The organism is Roseateles sp. GW821-FHT03B02 (genome assembly GCF_059421025.1).
Window position 1 is genome coordinate 288,784 of the sequence record NZ_JBWKUV010000008.1, and the last position, 18,305, is coordinate 307,088.

Annotated in this window: 16 protein-coding genes; 3 read left to right on the plus strand and 13 right to left on the minus strand. The window is 64.9% G+C overall.

Features of this window, described 5'->3' with window-relative positions; all coding sequences use genetic code 11:
• Window positions 1-171: 171 nt before the first annotated feature.
• From AC07VX_RS21060 to AC07VX_RS21075, 4 genes are all read right to left on the minus strand, one after another.
• Window positions 172-2,430: a RelA/SpoT family protein gene (locus AC07VX_RS21060; RefSeq protein WP_493166119.1), complete on the minus strand. Its 2,259-nt coding sequence runs from the start codon at window positions 2,428-2,430 to the stop codon at window positions 172-174.
• Between the two features lie 155 nt (window positions 2,431-2,585).
• Entirely contained in the window at window positions 2,586-2,789 is a 204-nt protein-coding gene (gene rpoZ, locus AC07VX_RS21065) for a DNA-directed RNA polymerase subunit omega (RefSeq protein WP_025563690.1), read from the minus strand.
• Between the two features lie 23 nt (window positions 2,790-2,812).
• Complete coding sequence (gene gmk, locus AC07VX_RS21070) at window positions 2,813-3,433, minus strand: guanylate kinase (protein WP_493166118.1); 621 nt, start codon at window positions 3,431-3,433, stop codon at window positions 2,813-2,815.
• A 180-nt stretch (window positions 3,434-3,613) separates the two neighbouring features.
• Window positions 3,614-4,081, minus strand: a complete 468-nt coding sequence (locus tag AC07VX_RS21075; RefSeq protein ID WP_493166117.1) for an Lrp/AsnC family transcriptional regulator — start codon at window positions 4,079-4,081, stop codon at window positions 3,614-3,616.
• A gap of 89 nt (window positions 4,082-4,170) precedes the next feature.
• Here AC07VX_RS21075 and ilvB point away from each other — a divergent pair, with 89 nt between their 5' ends.
• Entirely contained in the window at window positions 4,171-5,916 is a 1,746-nt protein-coding gene (gene ilvB, locus AC07VX_RS21080) for a biosynthetic-type acetolactate synthase large subunit (RefSeq protein ID WP_493166116.1), read from the plus strand.
• Between the two features lie 251 nt (window positions 5,917-6,167).
• Here the strand turns inward: ilvB and AC07VX_RS21085 are convergent, their stop codons facing one another.
• The 4 genes from AC07VX_RS21085 to AC07VX_RS21100 form a co-directional block, all read right to left on the minus strand.
• Entirely contained in the window at window positions 6,168-8,579 is a 2,412-nt protein-coding gene (locus AC07VX_RS21085; protein ID WP_493166115.1) for a TOTE conflict system archaeo-eukaryotic primase domain-containing protein, read from the minus strand.
• A 27-nt stretch (window positions 8,580-8,606) separates the two neighbouring features.
• Window positions 8,607-9,635: a nucleotidyl transferase AbiEii/AbiGii toxin family protein gene (locus AC07VX_RS21090; protein ID WP_493166114.1), complete on the minus strand. Its 1,029-nt coding sequence runs from the start codon at window positions 9,633-9,635 to the stop codon at window positions 8,607-8,609.
• Window positions 9,628-10,221: a DUF6088 family protein gene (locus tag AC07VX_RS21095; protein ID WP_493166113.1), complete on the minus strand. Its 594-nt coding sequence runs from the start codon at window positions 10,219-10,221 to the stop codon at window positions 9,628-9,630. Before AC07VX_RS21095 ends, AC07VX_RS21090 begins: the two co-directional genes overlap by 8 nt.
• 217 nt (window positions 10,222-10,438) lie before the next feature.
• The gene (locus AC07VX_RS21100; RefSeq protein WP_493166112.1) at window positions 10,439-10,783 is read right to left on the minus strand and encodes a helix-turn-helix domain-containing protein; all 345 of its coding nucleotides are present in this window, start codon (window positions 10,781-10,783) and stop codon (window positions 10,439-10,441) included.
• A gap of 141 nt (window positions 10,784-10,924) precedes the next feature.
• On the opposite strand from AC07VX_RS21100, the gene AC07VX_RS21105 reads away from it, so the two are divergent.
• The gene (locus AC07VX_RS21105) at window positions 10,925-11,200 is read left to right on the plus strand and encodes a helix-turn-helix transcriptional regulator (RefSeq protein ID WP_493166111.1); all 276 of its coding nucleotides are present in this window, start codon (window positions 10,925-10,927) and stop codon (window positions 11,198-11,200) included.
• Here AC07VX_RS21105 and AC07VX_RS21110 read toward each other — a convergent pair.
• From AC07VX_RS21110 to AC07VX_RS21130, 5 genes are all read right to left on the minus strand, one after another.
• Complete coding sequence (locus tag AC07VX_RS21110; RefSeq protein WP_493166110.1) at window positions 11,169-11,483, minus strand: hypothetical protein; 315 nt, start codon at window positions 11,481-11,483, stop codon at window positions 11,169-11,171. The genes AC07VX_RS21105 and AC07VX_RS21110 overlap by 32 nt on opposite strands.
• 771 nt (window positions 11,484-12,254) lie before the next feature.
• A complete protein-coding gene (locus tag AC07VX_RS21115) occupies window positions 12,255-13,022 on the minus strand; it encodes a phosphonate ABC transporter ATP-binding protein (RefSeq protein ID WP_493166109.1) in 768 nt (255 codons plus the stop codon).
• 181 nt (window positions 13,023-13,203) lie between these two features.
• Entirely contained in the window at window positions 13,204-14,355 is a 1,152-nt protein-coding gene (locus tag AC07VX_RS21120) for a CaiB/BaiF CoA transferase family protein (protein WP_493166108.1), read from the minus strand.
• Window positions 14,352-15,632, minus strand: coding sequence for a 2-hydroxyacyl-CoA dehydratase (locus tag AC07VX_RS21125; protein WP_493166107.1), 1,281 nt, complete (start codon window positions 15,630-15,632; stop codon window positions 14,352-14,354). Before AC07VX_RS21125 ends, AC07VX_RS21120 begins: the two co-directional genes overlap by 4 nt.
• Entirely contained in the window at window positions 15,629-16,729 is a 1,101-nt protein-coding gene (locus tag AC07VX_RS21130; RefSeq protein ID WP_493166106.1) for a 2-hydroxyacyl-CoA dehydratase, read from the minus strand. The genes AC07VX_RS21125 and AC07VX_RS21130 overlap by 4 nt, the downstream gene beginning before the upstream one ends.
• Before the next feature lie 215 nt (window positions 16,730-16,944).
• Between AC07VX_RS21130 and AC07VX_RS21135 the strand changes: the two genes are divergently transcribed.
• Window positions 16,945-18,201 (plus strand): MFS transporter, encoded by a 1,257-nt coding sequence (locus AC07VX_RS21135; RefSeq protein ID WP_493166105.1) that lies wholly within the window; start codon window positions 16,945-16,947, stop codon window positions 18,199-18,201.
• Window positions 18,202-18,305 lie beyond the last annotated feature (104 nt).

Here is an 18,305-nt window from a genome sequence, read left to right on the forward strand (position 1 = left end):
GGGAGAAATTCGTTTTGTCGGGATTGCTATCCCGAAAAGAAATACCGGCCCTGGAAACACTGGTTAACCCGCGGACGCATGCAGAAACACTCACGGCCGTGAGTGCTCGTCAGTCGATGTCAACGCTGTCAGCGCGTGGGGCTGCCAGGCGCGGCGAGGCGCGTGGGGGCGCTAGGGCTTGACGCGCCAGACGCGCTGCACGGGCGCGGTGCGGCGCAGCACGCGCAGCACGTCGGCCAGATGCAGGCGGTCGCGCACGGCGATGAGCAGCGTCATCTCGGCCGTCTCGCGCAGCTGGGCCTCGTCGCTCATCGAGATGTGGGTGATGTCGGCCTCGGCCTGCGCCACGGCCTGGGCCACCTGGGCCAGCACGCCTTTGCCGTTGGTCATCAGCAGCGCGATGCCGGCCTCGAAGCTGCGCGTCAGCTCCTCGGCCCATTCGACCTGGATCCAGTGCTCGCTGTCGCGCTGGAAGAGACGGCGGCCGACCGCGCATTCGCAGGTGTGCACGACCAGCCCTTCGCCGCGGCCCAGGTAGCCGCGAACCTCGTCGCCGGGGATGGGGCGGCAGCAGCCGGCCAGCTGGACGGAGGCGCCCTCGCTACCGTCGATGGTGACGCTGCCCTGGCCGGCCGTCTGCTCGGTGAAGCGACCCAGCGTGAGTGCCAGCGCATCGGGCTTCTGGCCCTGCTCGGCCATCAGGCGGGCCAGTTTCTTGGCGATGATGGTGGCGATCTTGCGGCCGGCTCCGATGTCGACGAGCAACTGTTCCGTGCCGGCACTGCCGGCCCAGGCGGCCAGGTCGTGCCAGATCTGCGCGGCCGGGTCGTCCACCTCGAAGCTGGGCAGGCCCAGGCCTTCGACGCGCATGGCCTGGGCCAGCATCTTCTCGCCCAGCTCGCGCGACTCCTCCTGCTCCAGGTCCTTCAGGTAGTGGCGGATCTTGGAGCGGGCGCGGCCGGTACGCACGAAGCTCAGCCAAGCCGGGTTGGGGCTGGCGCCGGGCGCGGTGATGACTTCGACGATGTCGCCGCTCTTGAGCTCGGCCCGCAGCGGCACGGCCTCGCCGTTGACCTGGGCGGCCACGCAGTGGTCGCCGACGTCGGAGTGGATGGCGTAGGCGAAGTCCACCGGCGTCGCGCCCTTGGGCAAGGCCATGATCTTGGACTTGGGCGTGAAGACGTAGATCGCGTCCGGGAAGAGGTCGATCTTGACGTGCTCCAGGAACTCGTTGGCGTCGCGCGTCTCGTCCTGGATGTCGATGAGGCTCTGCAGCCAGCGCGCATTGGCCTGCTGAGCGATCAGCGCAGAAGCCTGCTTGCCGCGGCTCTTGTAGATCCAGTGCGCCGCCACGCCCTGTTCGGCGATCTGGTGCATGCCCTCGGTGCGGACCTGGAACTCCAGCGGCGTGGCCAGCGGCCCCATCAGTGTCGTGTGCAGGGACTGGTAGCCGTTGTCCTTGGGGTTGGCGATGTAGTCCTTGAAGCGGCCGGCCTGCGGCTTGTAAAGCTGGTGCAGCACGCCCAGGGCCGTGTAGCACTGCAGCGGCTCCTCGGTCAGTATGCGAAAGCCGAAGATGTCGCTGACCTGGGCGAAGGACAGGCCGCCCTTCTCGCGCATCTTCTTGTAGATGGAATAGACGGTCTTCTCGCGGCCCTGCACCTCCACGCGCAAGCTGGCCTTGGCGAAGGCGGCGCGGATCTCGCCCTCGATGCGCGACACCAGATCACGGCGGTTGCCGCGTGCCTTGCCCACGGCCTTGCTGAGCGCGGCATAGCGCCAGGGGTGGAAGTACTGGAAGGACAGGTCCTGCAGCTCGCGGAAGGTCTGGTTCAGGCCCAGGCGGTGGGCGATGGGGGCGTAGATGTCGAAGGTCTCGCGGGCGATGCGGCGGGCCTTGTGCGGCGCCATCGCGCCCATGGTGCGCATGTTGTGCAGGCGATCGGCCAGCTTGATGAGGATGACGCGCAGGTCGCGCGCCATGGCCAGCAGCATCTTGCGGAAGGACTCGGCCTGCGACTCCTCCTTGGTGGAGAACTGCAGCTTGTCCAGCTTGGTCAGGCCGTCGACCAGATCGGCCGTCGTCGCGTCGAACTTCTCGATGAGCTCGGTCTTGGAGACGCCGCAGTCCTCGACGACGTCGTGCATCAGCGCCGCCATCAGGGCCTGGGCGTCCAGGCGCCACTCGGCGCAGATGCCGGCGACGGCGATGGGGTGGGTGATGTAGGGCTCGCCGGTGGCCCGCTTCTGGCCCAGGTGGGCCTCGTCGGCGAACTTGTAGGCCTCGCGCACCCGCTTGACCTCGGCCTTGCTCAGATAGACGAGCTTGGGAGCGAGGGCGTCGAAGGAAGCCGCCTCGGCCGGCGTGGGGGGCGCCGGCTGGCGCAGGCCAGGCAGCGTGAACCAGGCGGTGAGGGAGCGTTGGGCCATATCGCCCCGAATTTATCCGATGCCCTTGGGGCAACCGCCGACCGCGCAAGTTGTCTTGAACCCCAAAGGGGTTGCATGGCCTTGCCATGCTTGGCGGTCGGACAAAAAGCAACGGGCGTCCTGGGACGCCCGTTTCAGCTTTGGCAGGGTCTGACTTAGACCGGAACCTTGCGCAGCATCTCGATGCCGACTTCGCCGGCGGCGATTTCGCGCAGGGCGGTCACGCCGGGTTTGTTCTTGCTCTCGATGCGGGGGCTGTGGCCCTGGCTCAGCATACGGGCGCGGTAGGTTGCAGCCAGCACGAGCTGGAAGCGGTTCGGGATCTTGGTCAGGCAGTCTTCGACGGTGATGCGGGCCATGGTGTTCCTTGATTGAAGCGCGATCAGGGTAGATCGAGCGCCTGAAAGACGGCAGAGCGGTTGCGCCGCTGAGCAGCGTATTTTAGCCGCTGCGCGTGGACGATGGTCTTCAGGTCGAAAACGGCCGTGTCGAACACCGCGTTCACGACGACGAAATCGAAGTGGCGTGCCTGCGCCACCTCGGTGCGGGCGGCGTTCATGCGCTTGGCGATGACCTCGGGCTCGGTATCGCCGCGGCGGTTCAGGCGCAGGCGCAGTTCGTCCCAGCTCGGCGGCAGGATGAAGATCAGCACGGCATAGGGGAACAGCTGCTTGATCTGCAGTGCGCCCTGGTAGTCGATTTCCAGCACGACGTCCTCGCCGTGCTGCAGGCGGTCCTCGATGCCGGCGCGCGAGGTGCCGTAGAGATTGCCGTGCACCTCGGCCCACTCGAAGAATTCGCCGCGTGCGGCCATGGCGCGGAACTCGTCCGGCGAGATGAACCAGTATTCCCGCCCGTGCTGCTCCTGGCCGCGCGGCGCCCGCGAGGTGTGCGAGATGGAGACGGCCAGCCGGGCATCCAGTTCCAGCAGGGCCTTCACGAGGCTGGACTTGCCGGCGCCACTGGGCGCCGCGACGACGAAGAGATTGCCGGGATATTCCATGGGGGGGGGCGATTGATTCGATGTTCCGGACCGGATCCAGTCGGCGCAGGCACGCCTGGAGCGCCCGCGATTTTCCCTGCTTCCGCTTGCAGGGTCAGCGAGGACGGCGCCCGGACTTTAGCTTCCTGCCGGATGCCGATCTGCTGCGAGCCAGCGTGCGGGCGGCCCAGCCGGTCAGTCTCAGAGCGCCAGGTTGCCACTCTTGAGGCGCCGCAGCACGAAGCTGGACTTGCTGTGCCGTATGCCCGGGATCTTGTAGAGCTGTTCGCGCAGCAGGCGCTCGTAGTCGCGCGTGCCCTTGACGGCCAGGCGCAGCACGTAGTCGTAGTCGCCGGAGACAAGGTAGGCCTCCAGCACCTCGGGAATGGCCTCCAGCTGGCGGCCAAAGGCTTCGAGCGCGTCCTCGGAATGCGAGTCCAGCGTCAACTGCACGATGAGCTGGTCGGGCACGCCCACCAACTCGGCGTTGACCTTGATGGTGTAGCCCTCGATGACGCCAGCCTCCTCCATGCGCTTGATGCGCGCCCAGCAGGGCGAACTGCTTAAGCCCACCTCGGCGCTCAGCTCCTGCAGGCTGGCGCGCGCGTTGAGCTGCAGGGCACGCAACAGGGCCAGGTCGTGGCGATCCAGCTTGATTTCCTTGGTCATGGCTATTACTTGGGAAAGTTTTCTGATCCTGATGAATTTTGAGGCAAGTTAAGCAGCCTTTTCTGCCCGCTCCGGCAGAAACTCATCGAATGAATGCCCTTCTTGACCGGCTGCCCCCGGCCACGCCTTCCGCCTCCCTGCGCAACGGTGCGCAGGTCCTGCTCGATACGTTGGCCGAACTCGGCGTGGACACGGTCTTCGGCTATCCCGGCGGTGCCGTGCTGCCCATCTACGACGCCTTGCACGGCGAAACCCGCATCCGCCACATCCTTGTGCGTCACGAGCAAGCCGCCGTGCATGCCGCCCAGGGGTACGCGCGCAGCACCGGCAAGGTCGGCGTCGTGTTGGTGACCTCAGGGCCGGGCATGAGCAACACGACCACCGGGCTGCTCGATGCGCTGTCCGATTCCGTCCCCGTGCTGTGCATCAGCGGCCAGGTGGCCCTGTCGTCCATCGGTACGGATGCCTTCCAGGAATGCGACGCCCTGGGCATCAGCCGCCCGGTGACGAAATGGAATGCGCAGATCCGCGATGCCGGCCAGGTGCGAGCCCTCGTGCGCCAGGGCTTCGAGGTTGCCGGTGGCGGGCGCCCCGGGCCGGTGCTGATCGATTTTCCGAAGGACTTGCAGCAGCGGTGCGCGGTGCAGCGGCCGCTGCCGAATCCGCGCGCCAACCGGCCGCGCCGCGCGCCCCTCGACACCGCCCGCATGGCCCAGGCCGCGCAATGGATCGTCCAGGCCAGGCGGCCGGTGTTCTACGGCGGCGGCGGGCTCATCAACGCCGGACCGTCGGCCTGTGAACGCTTTGCCGACATCGTTCGCCTGTGCGGGGCGCCCTGCACGCTGACGCTGATGGGCCTCGGCGCCTTTCCGGCGTCCGGCCCTCAATGGCTGGGCATGCTGGGCATGCACGGCACTCTGGAGGCCAATCTTGCCATGCACCATGCCGATCTCATCGTCTGCGTCGGGGCGCGTTTCGATGATCGCGTGACCGGCCGGCTCGACCAGTTCGCACCGCAGGCCCAGGTCATCCATGTCGACATCGACGCGGCGTCGATCAACAAGGTCAGGCGTGCCGACCTGCCCCTCGTCGGCGATGCCGCCGAGTTGCTGGTCGCCCTGCATCGGGCGCTGCTCTACGGGCCGCCCGCTGCCGGCCGGCTCGACACCTGGTGGCTGCAGATCGAGGGCTGGCGTGGCCAGGATTGCCTCGCCTTCGCCGACGCGCCCGACGGCATCGCCCCACAGGCCCTGATGCGGCTGCTGCAGCGGCAACTTCGGGGGCGTGACGCCATCGTCTCCACCGACGTCGGCCAGCACCAGATGTGGGCAGCCCAACACCTTGGCTTCGACGCGCCGCGGCGCTGGCTGACCTCCGGTGGCGCCGGCACGATGGGGTATGGCCTGCCCGCCGCCATCGGCGCGCAGATCGCCCATCCTGGGAAGACGGTGGTCTGCGTCAGCGGCGATGCCTCAGTGCTGATGAACATCCAGGAACTCGCCACGGCCTGCCAGCACCGCACGCCCGTCAAGCTCATCCTCTGCAACAACGCCCACATGGGCATGGTGCGCCAGTGGCAGGAGCTGATCCATGGCGAGCGCTACAGCCACAGCTACAACGAGTGCATGCCCGACTTCGTCGCAGTGGCCCGCGGCTTTGGCTGGCAGGCCGCCCGCGTGGACGAGCGGGCCGCGCTGGACGCGGCGCTGGCCCGATGCCTGGCGTCGGACGCCCCCTACTTCCTCGACGTGCGGGTGCTCGCCCAGGAAAACTGCTTTCCGATGATCCCGGCTGGCCGCGGACATCAGGAGGTGATGCTGCGCAAGCCCGCATAGCGCTGCGCGCGGGGCCGATCCGGGGCTGCTGCGGCGCTACTCGATGTTCTGCACCTGAACCTCGGGGTCGAGGCCAAGTTGTTGATACCGATGGAACCCGGATCTCACGCTGGCCGCGAACCCAACGAAATACCCAACGCGAAGCATGAGCTTTGGTGACACGTAGTGGGGCTTTGTCGAGGGGGCCGTCTCAGCGAAACGCGAAAACGAGTGTACGAGCGGCCTCCGTACGGCAGATGCGGACTGCAGGTTCAGTCGGCATCGTCAGACTCCCCATCGAAAGCCAGATAGGGGTTGGTGTCGGCTGACGGAATTCGATAGCCCATGGCTTGGTAGCCGCGCCGGCGTTTGTCCCACATGCGCAGCAGGGCAGGGTGACCCGCGTCGACGAAGTCGATGACGCGCACACGTGTCTTGTCCGCATGCTCGCGGTGCAGCCGTCCGGCATATTGCTGCAGCGTGCCCTTCCATGAGATCGGCATGGCCAGTACCAGCGTGTCCAGTGGCGCGTGGTCGAACCCCTCGCCAATCAACTTGCCTGTGGAAAGCAGCACGCGTGGTGCGTCCGGTGGCAGGGCGTCGAGCTCGCTGACAAGGGTCGCGCGCTGCTTCCTCGACATGCGGCCATGCAACGTGAACAGCGTCGACACCCGGTCCGCCAGCATCGCTTCGATGGCGCCAAGGTGGTCGGTCCGCTCGGTCAGGACCAGCACCTTGTGTCCTTGCTCGAAAGCGCCAGCAACCTCGTTCGCGATAGCCTGGATGCGGCCGGCGTCATTGGCGATGTGTCGGAAGACATCCTGGATGCCGACATCGGCAGGTAGCCGGATGTGGGCCGACAGGTAGCGGGGAATCACGTCCAAGGACTGAGGTGCGCCCATCGGTTGGGCGGCCGTGTGCCGCATGGGCCCGCACTGCATGAAGATGATCGGTTGTCGTCCGTCGCGCCGGATCGGCGTGGCGGTGAGCCCTAGCACGTACTTGGCCCGCACCCGTTTCATGATGGCTTCGAACGAGACCGCCGAGAGATGGTGGCACTCGTCGACGATGACCTGGCCGTAGTTCTCGACGATCTCGTTCGTTTCGCCCAGCCGGAACAAGGACTGCATCACGGCGACGTCGATTCGGCCGGTCGGCTTGGCCTTGCCGCCGCCGATGGCGCCGATGACACCCTTGCTCACGCCCAGGAAGGCTTGCAGCCGCTCCTGCCACTGCTCGAGCAACTCAGTGCGATGGACCAGCACCAGTGTGCTCACGCCTCGGCGGGCGATCAACGCCGTCGCCGTGACTGTTTTGCCGAACGCTGTCGGCGCGCACAGGATGCCGGTGTCATGACGGAGCATGGCGGCGACCGCTTGCTCTTGGTCTGGGCGCAGCTTGCCGGCGAAGCCCACGTCCAAGGGTTCACCGCCGAACCGCTCGTCGCGCAGCTCACAGCGGATGTCGTTGTCGCGCAGGAGTTCTTTGACGGCATCCAGACAGCCGCGCGGCAGGGCGATGTGGTTGGGAAAATTCTCCGCACAGCCGATCACGCGCGGCTCGTTCCACACGGACAGGCGCATCGCCTGCGCCTTGTAGAACTCGGGGTTCTGGAATGCTGCCAGGCGGATCAGCCGGTTCGCCAGCGCTTGCGGCAGAGAAGCCTTGTCGAAGTACAGCATGTTGGCCGATGTCACGGTCAGCGACGCGGGCATGGTGCCGGGCAAGCGCTGCCCGGCAGGTGCGGTACGCCTCCAGGGTTCCTGTTGATCTTCCTCGGTGATGAAAGTGACGTCGAGCGGGTGCGAGCTTCCGGTGGCGCGCAGGATCGTTGGCTCGATGTCGTGCGCTGCCATGGTCGGGACCGAGGCGAGGAAGGCCCATTGGTCCGCATGGGGTTGTAGCCCGTCATCGACGAACACGCTGCCACCACTTTCGCGCGGTAGCTTCTGCAGCGGCAGGGCGATCAGGTTGCCGAAGCCGCCCTTGGGCATCGTGTCCTGGTTCGGGAACAGCCGGTCGTAGGACGTGAGCTTCAGTTGCCTCGTGCGGGCGCAGGTGTGGCTGATGATGGCAGTTCCGAGTCGGCGTGCATCCCGCGCGGCGACTCTCGAAGAAAAGAACACCCACGCGTGCGCGCCCTCGCCGGAGCGGGAGACCTCCGGCGCGGCCGGCACGCCGAGGTCACGGCAGGAGTCGATGAAGGCCCGGGCATCGCTGCGCCACTCGGCATCATCGAAGTCCACCGCGAGGAAATGGCAACTGTCGTCCCCCAGCAGGGGATAGACACCGACGGTGTGGCGGCCGGCGAGATGGTCGTAGATCGTCTGGTCGGTCAATGGGACCAGCAGCCGATGGCCGCAATCGGAGCACTTGATCCGCGGCTTCTCGCAGACGCCCGAACGCCACTCGTTGGCGCACGCAGGCGAATAGCCGGCCTTGCCCGTCTTGCTTTGCCAGCGTACCGGGTAGACGTCCGTGCGGCCACGAAACAGACGGCGAAAGAGCGCGACCTTATCGTCGGTCGTGAGCGGTGTCGCCGCAGCAGCCGCTGCGGGTGTGGTCGCGGGCTTGGGTACGCGCCAGGCGATGCCGTGCGCGTCCAGCAGCCCAGCCAGTCGGACGTTCTCGTCGCGTAGCCGTTCCAATTCCTGTGCGAGTTCGTCGCTACGGTCTGCAGTCACCGGACACCTCGCCCTGACGCGAGTGGATCAGTTGTTCGCGGCTGCTGCGTTGGCAGCCCGTGCGACGGAGGCGCACGCATCTATCAGCGCGTCGAACGGCAGTGCGTCGCCGACCAGGATGTCGTCGGCGCGCATGCTGTCGTAGTCCGCCGCCAGTGCATCGCGCGCCGTTCCGTCGGGCACGATCTGCAGTTTCCCGTCGGTCGCCGCGAAGTAGTCGATCACGGCACCTTCGGCATCCTTCTCGATGAAGAAGAGCGATTTGTGTTCCGCGACTGCCTTGGCGACTTCGCGGTCAGCGATGGCGGCCGCAAAGTACGAGCTGCGTCCTATCGCGGCGAGATCGTGCCAATGCCGGGCATAGCGTTCCCCGCGGATCCGGGCCTGCGCGCAGTAGACGTGTGCGGCGGTGGCCTTTTCCCAGAACGTGCGCGCCACGCTCATCACCTGCGGGGAAGCCACAGGGAACAGGACACCATCGACATGTCCATCCATGTCGCAGCTGACTTGCATCACCTGGTGCGGCTCGCCCGTGGCGCGGCCGCCGAACTCCAGCGTCACGACGGGTGAGACATAGCCGGTTCCGAGCTTGTGAGCCGGGTAGTGCAGCAGAAGCTTCTCGTGATCGGCGCCACCGGTCTCCAGCGTCACGTCGAGTCGGTCACGCGCCAGAGCCTCCATGAGCACGGGTCGAACCTGGGCGTCGATCCACTCAGGAAGGCGGTCACGGACGGCCTTGGTCCACTTGCTGGCTTGGCTTCGGCTGCCGGGCAGGGCGCTGTCGTCATCAACCAAGTCTGCGATCAGCTTGCGGATGTCGTAGGTGAGGTCGATGTCCTCGGAGAACCGATCGATGATCTTGTAGGCCTTGGACAGCGAGGTCCCGCCCTTGAACGTCAAGTCGGAGGCGAGGGGAGAGCTGAACAACACGTTCAGGGCCCAGACCACCCAGGCATCCTTCTCGAGGAGATGGGTTGGCCGCCCAGTGCGCTCGCGAGCGATTTCCAGGACTTCGCGCTGGTCGTCGGCGCCGAGGGTGAAGAAGGGCTCAGCCACGAGCTGCTTCTTCGCCGATGGCACGGGCCATCCAAGATGGGAGGGCCGCTCGATGGGCGATCAGAGTCCGCCACTCTGTCTCGGGCAGCGTTCGGCGCAGCGTCGCCAGCGACTCGCGGACGTGGGGCTCCCCCATCCAGGCCAAGGCCCGGACTGCAGCCCCAGCAGGGCCCGTCCCCAGGGCAAGCATCCAGCGTGGTGCGTGCTTGATCGTCACCTCCGACCGACCGAACTTCAGCCGTCGCGTCCGTCCCGACGTCACGTAGGCCTCTCGGATCGGGACCTGTTGAGTCAGTCCCAGCGCGTTGGCCGCTGCGGCGCCATGGGGGACTACGGTTTCTCCGCTTCGGGCTGCCAGCGATTCGACCACCTTTTCAGGCGCTGGTGCTCGTGTGCCGAAGCGGCTTGACACCGGCGTCGCATAGCTCCCGCGCGCGATGCGCAACAGCTTTCCTTCCTTAGTCAGACGGGAGAAAGCTTGGTCCACGGCCGCCCGACTCCCGAGGTGCAGGAACTCCTTGGGCGAGAGCACACCACCCTCAGGCAGGGACTTGGCGTGGAGGACGATCGATTCGGGCAGCGTCATGGAAACCACGGTGAGAATTGTAGATCAATTTCTGACATTTCGCGTCTGCAAGAGTTCTTGGCAGGCTTGAGCTCAGTCAGAGCTGTTCAAGAAACTCGGTCGGCCGCGTGTGTGTGCCGCAGCGCGGCGATCGATTCGCAAGACTTGCTGCGCAGCAAATCTTGCGGTGTTCCCAAATCAAGGCTGCCGAACGGCCACAGGTGCGCCAGCGGGCCAATCAGAACTCGCCATCGAGCCGCTCCGTCCGATGGCGGACCCGTTGCGGCAGGCGCGTGAGCTCCAGTTGCTTCCCTTCCTCATCGCGTTCCGGGTCGGCGAAGGCCTGGAACTCTGATCCCAGGCCCATGGCCCACAGGACCGCCAGGTAGGCCCCCAGGCCGGTCTGCAGGTTGCCGGCTTGCACGGAACGTGCGGTGTCGTAGCTGACGCCCGCCTTCGCCGCGAGCTCGCGCACCGTCAGCCGCCGGCGCTTGCGCGCCATCGTCAGTCGCTCGCCGATGCGCCGAGCTCCCTCCTTCACGGCGAGCGGGGCGGTTTCGTTCAGTTGAAGCGGGCGGGGCATGGCGAAGCCGTCTGATTTGTCGATAGGAACGGTTTCAGGATGCTTTCTGACCGCCGAGAAGTCAAGGCGACGCGCTCTGGGGTAGTTTGCTGTGGAACTTAAGAACTGTTTCAGTAGGCCGGCTCGGCAGAAAATGCGGTGATGATCATTCCCTTCCCGAAGGCTTCGGCCCAAGCTTCTCCATCTCCGTCCGTCCCCATCCTGCCCCAGACCGGCTTCGTCAGGCAGGCACAGGTTCTTGCCTTTATCCCGTTCTCGAAGTCGACGTTGTGGCGCCAAGTTGCGGCCGGTACCTTTCCGGCGCCAGTGAAGTTGACGCGCCGCGTCACTGCTTGGCGGGTCGAGGACATCCGGCTGTGGATGGAGACCAAGGGCGATCTTCTACCTATGCAGAGTCGAAAGCCTCTTGGTCGATGAAGCGACCGTATTGGTGCATCGCCGGCAGCAACTCCTTATCGGCGTACGTGCAGCCGGTCTCACCGGGATCGGATTGCTGGGTCTTGGACGCTTGATCCGGCAGGTGACCGCCTCCCAGGGTCAACAAGCGCGCCAGGACCCGATAGCCGGGCTGCCAAGCACTTCCGCGCGGAAACACCTCACGCAAGCTGGCCAGGATCTGCATGCCCGAGAAGTCGAGGTCGCCGAAGAACTCGACGGGAACTTCCGCTGCACCGAAGAGCCAAGACTCGACGGCGAGCAAGGCTGCACTGGACGACGGCGCACGCAGGTACAGGCGGCAACCTGAGCGCGACCGCACCCGCCTCGGAGGCGACGAACATCAATCCGTCGCCGACGGATCGGTCGACCGGCCCGGCGCTCAGCCAGGACTTGAGCAAGAGATCAGAAACCGGCTTTGGTGTTGTACCCACAGAACCTCCGTTGGGGGATCGATGGGGCGACCCTCCGCTTGAGCTGCGGGAAACCTGGACCAAGCAACGCGACGCTGAACTACCCCAAGAGATGGTTGCGCTTTGACGAGACGGTTTCCATGCCGGCCTGCGAGGCGCTACTGAAGATCGGCGTCGAATCCGGCGCCGTGCGGTGGCATGGCTGTCGAGAGCCGCGCGAGGGGCCTTGCGCCGAGGCAAGCTGCCGGCAGCTCACCCCACGGAAGCCGCGCGCTTCAGTGAGACGACCTGGGACGCCGTGATATTGACTACCGTTGCGGGTTTGCGCCGAGCATCGAACTGTGGGACGGCATGAGACGCCGTGAGACGTTCATTCGATGTTCTGCACCTGAACGTCGAGTTCGGCGCTAAGTGACTGTCTGATTGGCGGTTTTTCTTGCCCGCTTTCAGAGTACCCCACAAAAAACCCCACATCGTGGGCATGCAAGGATCGACGGTCCGACTAGGCGCGAGCAGCTGAGCTATTTTAACAAGTTACCGTTCTTTCGATGCCGGCGCTCCCAACGGCCTGTGGCCCAACCTCGTCTCGCCTCAGAAATTGCTCTGGCGCCAGCTGGGCGGCGTCATGCCGCATCCAGCATGCACGACGCCGAGGGACGCCGCATGGTGAGGAGCCAACTGGCGGCGTCTGCGGCAAGAGAGTCCGCTGGCTGATCAAACACCACCCTGCCAGCAGCCATGCCGACCAGGCGGTCGGCATGCCGAGAAGCAAGCGCTACGTCCTGCAAGCTGCACACGACAGCCAAGCCGCCGCTGCTGGCGATGGCTGCAAGTTGTGCAAGGACGCCATCTCCAGCCAGGTGGCTCTGCAAGCCGACCAACTCGTCCGCAACGATCAGTTCCGGTTGCTGAGCAAGGCCTCTTGCGATGGCCACGTACTTCCGTTGGTCTCCCGTCAGCGCCTCGATCCTCGTTCCTGCCTCCTGAACTAGGCCGACGCGGTCGAGGCACTCCAGCGCGTACATCCTGTCCTCGCGAGAGAACGCACGCCTGGCGATCCGCCACTCGTCCTCTCTGCCCAATCGGCTGGCAAGCACAGCCTCGAACGCACTTTGGCTCTGATTTAGACCGAAGCACCTGACCCAGGCAATCCTTCGACGGTCGCCCGGGGCAAATGAAGAGACCGGGCATCCTGACAAAAGCACCGTGCCTCGGGAAGGCTCTCTCTTGCCCGCCAAACACCGGATCAGCGTCGATTTGCCGGCACCGTCGGCACCGACCAGGGCAACGAACTCGCCACGACGCACATCCAGTTCCACGTCATCGAGGACCCGCACCCCGTTGTACGAGTGACTTAGGCCTCGAACCTTCAGGAGAGAAGGTAATTCCATGATGCTGGGCCTTGAGCTTTCCAACGTGGCGCGCCTGGATTCAGTGCTCGGAGTGGCAATCAGATCCGGTTGCCCTAGCCAAGAACTGTCGTGCAACATTGATGACGAGGCTGCAAGGAACCGAGGCGGCCAACGCGTCCAGGTACTTCGCTTCGGCTTCGATCTGGTCGATACGGAAGGGTCACAGCCCAATCTCGGAAAGCACCTCTTGTGTGTGCTCACCGATCCGCGGCACCGTCGCTGAGCGAATGGGGAGGTCCGGCGCCAGCCGAAAGCCCGATCCGGTCAGGTTGATTGAATGATCGAGCCCAGGCACATCGGTCGTGACGAACATGTCGCGCTGTTCGACGTGCTTGTGCTTGATGATCTCGCCGATCGTGCGGACCTTGGCCACGGGCACCTTGGCCGCGGCCAGCTTCTGCTCGACGGCTTCACCTTGCTCCCGTGAGAAGCGCTGCTCCAGCTCGACGCGCAAGGCGTCGTTGTTCTTTGTGCGCGCGGCGTGGTCAGCGAACCGAGGGTCGTTCAGCACTTCGCCCCAGCCCAGCGCGTTGCACATCGCTACGAACTGGTGCTGGTGGTTGGCGCCAATGCTGAGGTGGCCATCCTGGGTCGGGTACGTGTCCGCGGTCGCGACGAGACGATAGCCGCGATTGCCGGTGCGGATCGGCGCGACACCGCTGATCTGGTAGGTCGCAATGCCCTGGCTCAGCAGCATCAGCGTCGCATCAAGCATGCCGATGTCGAGGAACTGGCCTTCGCCCGTGCGTTCCCGCTGGAAAAGCGCAGTCATGATGGCGAAGGCGGCGACGTAGCCACTGAAGGTGTCGGCGAAGGGCAGGCCGACCTTCAGCGGACCCTGGTCAGGCTCGCCGTTGAGCCACATGATCCCGGACATAGCCTGGACGATGTGGTCATACGCCGCCCATTCCTTCAACTCGCCAGTGCCACCGAAGCCTGTCAACGAGCAATAGATGATCTTGGGATTGATGGCCTTCAAGGCCTCGTAGCCGATGCCGAGCTTGTCAGGCACGCCAGGTCGGAAGTTCTCGATGACGATGTCAGCTCGCTCCACCAGGCGGCGCACGGCTTCCTTGTCTTTTTCGGACTTGAGGTCGAGCGTGATGGAGCGCTTGCCGGCGTTGGCCGCCACGAAGGGCGCGGACATGTTCTTGGCGCCTGCGTGTTCCGTGTAGTGACGCAGGTCATCGCCAATCTCGGGACGCTCCACCTTGATGACATCTGCACCCAGCAGCGCCAGGTGATAGGTGCACAACGGGCCCGCCAGCGCGTGGGAGAAGTCCAGAACTCGAATACCTTTGAGGCCGGTCATTTCGCTACTCTCTCTTCAATGAAGCAGGACACCAGCGCGCGCATGGCGGCCTCGTCCCAGCCTCGGTTGTCGTTGGGATCGACAAGGATCTCGAGCACCGGGATACCGGCACGCTCGAGTGCTTGCTTCTGAAAGGTGTTGCCCGCGAGCTGGTGGCGCTGCGTGGGGCTGGCCAGCATCACCGCGCCGTCGACGCGATGGCGCAGGCCTTCGTGAACCATCCACTCACCTGCCCATGGCGCAGCGTGAGCTTGCTCGCCGAGGTTCAGATATCGAGCGGCCAGCGCCCGAAGGGGGTCGCGCAGGTTGTATTTGATGTAGCCATCGGCGGCGAGCGCGAGGTACATCGACCAGACGAAGACGGCTCCGTGGCTTTCTTCGAAGGCGCTGTAGAAATCGGTGTTCTGCCAGAGGCCGACGCCCACCCACATCAGACGGACCTTCTCGTTGGGCGTGACGGATTCGCCTGCAGCTACCCGTGAGGCCACCTCTTCGCGGAAGCGGGCGCTGTGGGCCACTGACCACGGCGTACCTCGGTGCCACTGCGCGGTCATGGCGTTCGACATCTGCTCCGACAGCCGAACGGGGCACTTGGGCGCGGTGGCGATCAGTTCGCGCGCTGCGTCGAAGTTCAGCTCCTGCTCATTGACCTGATGCATCAACTCGCGCAGCGCGTCCATGTCGAACTTGCGGCCTGCGATGCCTTCGGCGACCTGGATCATGTCGCGGTACTGCTCGAGCACAACGTCGATGCGGTTCGACTCGTAGAGGTCCTCCCAGTCGCTTCGCGCCATCTCCCACCAGCGCGGGTAGAACCGCGTGGAAGCCGGCATCTCGATGCCGACGTAGGGAATCTGAAGATGGTTGGCGACGAGGCGATTCACTCGCTCGGCCGATTGCTCACGGTGCGGCGCGCACAGCATGGCTGGCGGTGGCAGTCCGCCCCAAGGGGGATCCTCCACGTCCGCGACCAGGCTCATGGCACCCAGGCTGTTGTACGCGCCGAGGCCCTTATGGAAGCCCTTGGCATTCAGCCAGTCGAGATATTTGCCGGCTTGGCGCTTGGCGGAAATCATGCCGCCCCACCACTCGCCGGTGACCACGGGCAGCCCGAGCACGTCGAAGATCTCGTGCGGCATCTCCGCGCTGGACAGCACGTAAGGAACCCGGTCGTCGATGACCTTGCGGCGCAGGTCGCCGAACCAGGTCCGCGAGAACTCTTTTGCCTGCTCACTGCACAGCAGTTGCTTGTTGGAAGAGGTTGGCGTGGCGCTCATGACGTGACCTTCTTCGAATCAACAAGGCCGTCGATGAAGCGGTTTGACGCCTGCTTGATCGCAGGTCCGGCCGACACATCAAGGACGTCTTCGCGAATCAGCAGCGTGGGCAAGCCATACGCCGCGGCCACTGCATCGAGGTCTGGGTAGCGCCAGCCAAAGAACTGGTCGCAGGGCGGGATGTAGAAGACGACGCCGTCATACATGCCGGACTGCATTTGCGCGCTGGCCCAGGCTTCTCTTTCGGCCTGCAGCATGCGGGGACTGACGGCGTAGGTCCGGGCATGCGCGAAGAGCGCTTCCATCGGATCACCATCGACGCAGATATCGGGGCTGCCGCGCCGGGCGCCCCACTCATCGTCCTCGGCAACCACCAGCGCACCGCTGAACTCCAGCACTTCGTGCAGACGCTCGTGATAGAGCGGCACGGCTGAGATCAGCAGAAGACGCGGGGCCTTTGCCGGTCGATGTTCGGTGGCTTGAGTTGAAAGGATGCTCGTCAGCACCTCGGCGTGCGAAGCCACATCGGCAAAGGCCGTGGCTCGGATCACGCGATGGGCCTCGACGCCGCATACTTGCCCCACTGCGCGCAGGTCCTGCAGTTTCCGAACCTGTTGCCGGGTCTGGTTCGTCAAGGCGATCGCCTGGACCAACGCTGCGTCGGTCACCGCTTTGCCGGTCAGCACTGCCAGGCGAGTACAGAGATCCCTCATGACGGTCCGGCTGTGACGCTGCACAGCCGGCGCGTCGCCGAACAGGAAGTCGTAGGGCACGATGGTCGGGATGCGCTCGCCCAAGCCTTGCCGCTGCATCTCTTTCAGATAGGGATACAGGTAGCGATAGCCGTCTGAGGTGCTCGGCACGACGAGCAGGTCGAGGCAGTCGAGGAAGCCGGTCGTTGCCTGCCTGAACAGCGACGAGATCTCCGGCTCGTGGCCTTCTTCCATGGGGTCAATGGACGCGCCCCAGTCCTCTGCTCGACCCATCACGGCAACCGGCATCGCGCCAGCGGCGATGACCAGTTCCAGAGGTGTGACGGTACCGACGAGCCCGACCAGCGGGATGCCGCGGCTGCGAGCCTCGAGGGCGGCCGACATCCGCTCTGTCTCCGATGTCAGCGGTCTACGATCATTTGCTGTCTTCATTGCGCCGCGCCGTGTTGAGTCGGGTCGCTGAAAGTTATGTGAAGACTATATATCAGCTGCAAATATAGTGTAAACTTATTTCTGTCGGGTCGAGCTGAGGGCGCCCTTGAGCGCTTCAGTTGCTACAGGCAAGGTGCCGCAGAGCGCCGCAACACAACGGAGACGACGTGAACTTCCTGAGCTTGCGGTGGAGGATCTTCAGCCTGCTGCTGTTGATCAACCTTGTGAACAATCTGGACCGGCAGGTGCTCGGTCTCGTCGCCCCTGCTCTACAGAAAGAGTTCGACTGGGGCGAACTGGGCTATGCGCGGGTCGTTGCAGCTTTCCAGATCTCGTTCTCGGTGATGAACCTGGTGTCGGGCCGGCTGATCGACTGGATCGGCGTGCGGCTCGGGCTCGCCGGCGCCATCATCCTGTTCTCGCTGGCTCAGTTCGCCCATGTCCTGGCACGCGGCGCGATCAGCTTTGGTCTGGTTCGAGTGGGACTCGCGATCGGCGAGGCACCGGTGTATCCGGCAACGCTGAAAGGTTTGGCGGAATGGGCACCCCAGGCCGAGCGCAGTTCGGCGGCAGGTCTCGTCCACCTTGGTGTGATGCTCGGCGCCATCGTCGCCCCGCTGCTGATCCCATGGGCGACTGAGACTTGGGGCTGGCAATCCGGCTTCGTCATCACCGGTGTCCTCGGCCTGCTGCTCGTCCTTCCCTGGCTGCGTCTGTACGACAAGCCGGAATCGCACCCGCGGCTGGATCCGCTTGAGAGAGAACTCATCCTGGGCGACCGTCGGGTCACCTCCGAAGCAGAGCACTTCTCGTGGCTCGGTCTGTTCAAGCGCCGCCAGCTCTGGGCCTTCGTGTCGCTGATGGCCATCGTGAACCCCGCCTGGTGGTTCATCGTCTATTGGCTGCCGAAGTTCCTCGGCGAGGCGTTCGGGCTCACCGGGACCGCCATCACGCCCTACGTCACCGCGGTCTACGGCATCGCGGCGGTGGGCGCCATCGTCGGCGGCAACATCTCCAGCCGCCTTTTGAAGCGTGGGTTGGGCCTCAACAAGGCACGCAAGTTCACGCTGCTGGGGTGTGGGCTGACCATGCCGCTGGTCATCGTCGCGGCCTTCACCCAATCGCCTTGGTTGGCCGTGGGCGTGATCGGTATTGCGGCGCTGGTGCACCAGACCTGGACTGCCACCAGCGCCGCTGTTCTGGCCGACCTGTTTCCCAGCCGCATAGTGGCCTCCGTCGTGGGCATCTCCAGCTTCATTGCATCGCTGGCCGGCGTGGTTGGCGCGGAACTCACCGGACGTGTGCTGCATGCCGCGCCGGGCCAGTACTGGCCCATGTTCCTTTACGCGGGAGGTGCGTACCTCCTGGCGACCCTGTCTCTGCACTTCTTCAGCCCGAAGCTGGACCCCTACGTAGAACGCTGACGCCCCCGAAGGCCTGGCCCTGATGCCCGGCCTTCTGCGCTTCGGCTGCGCCAATAAATAGCTAATCAGTATCAATCGCATACATACATATCACATCTTTAACG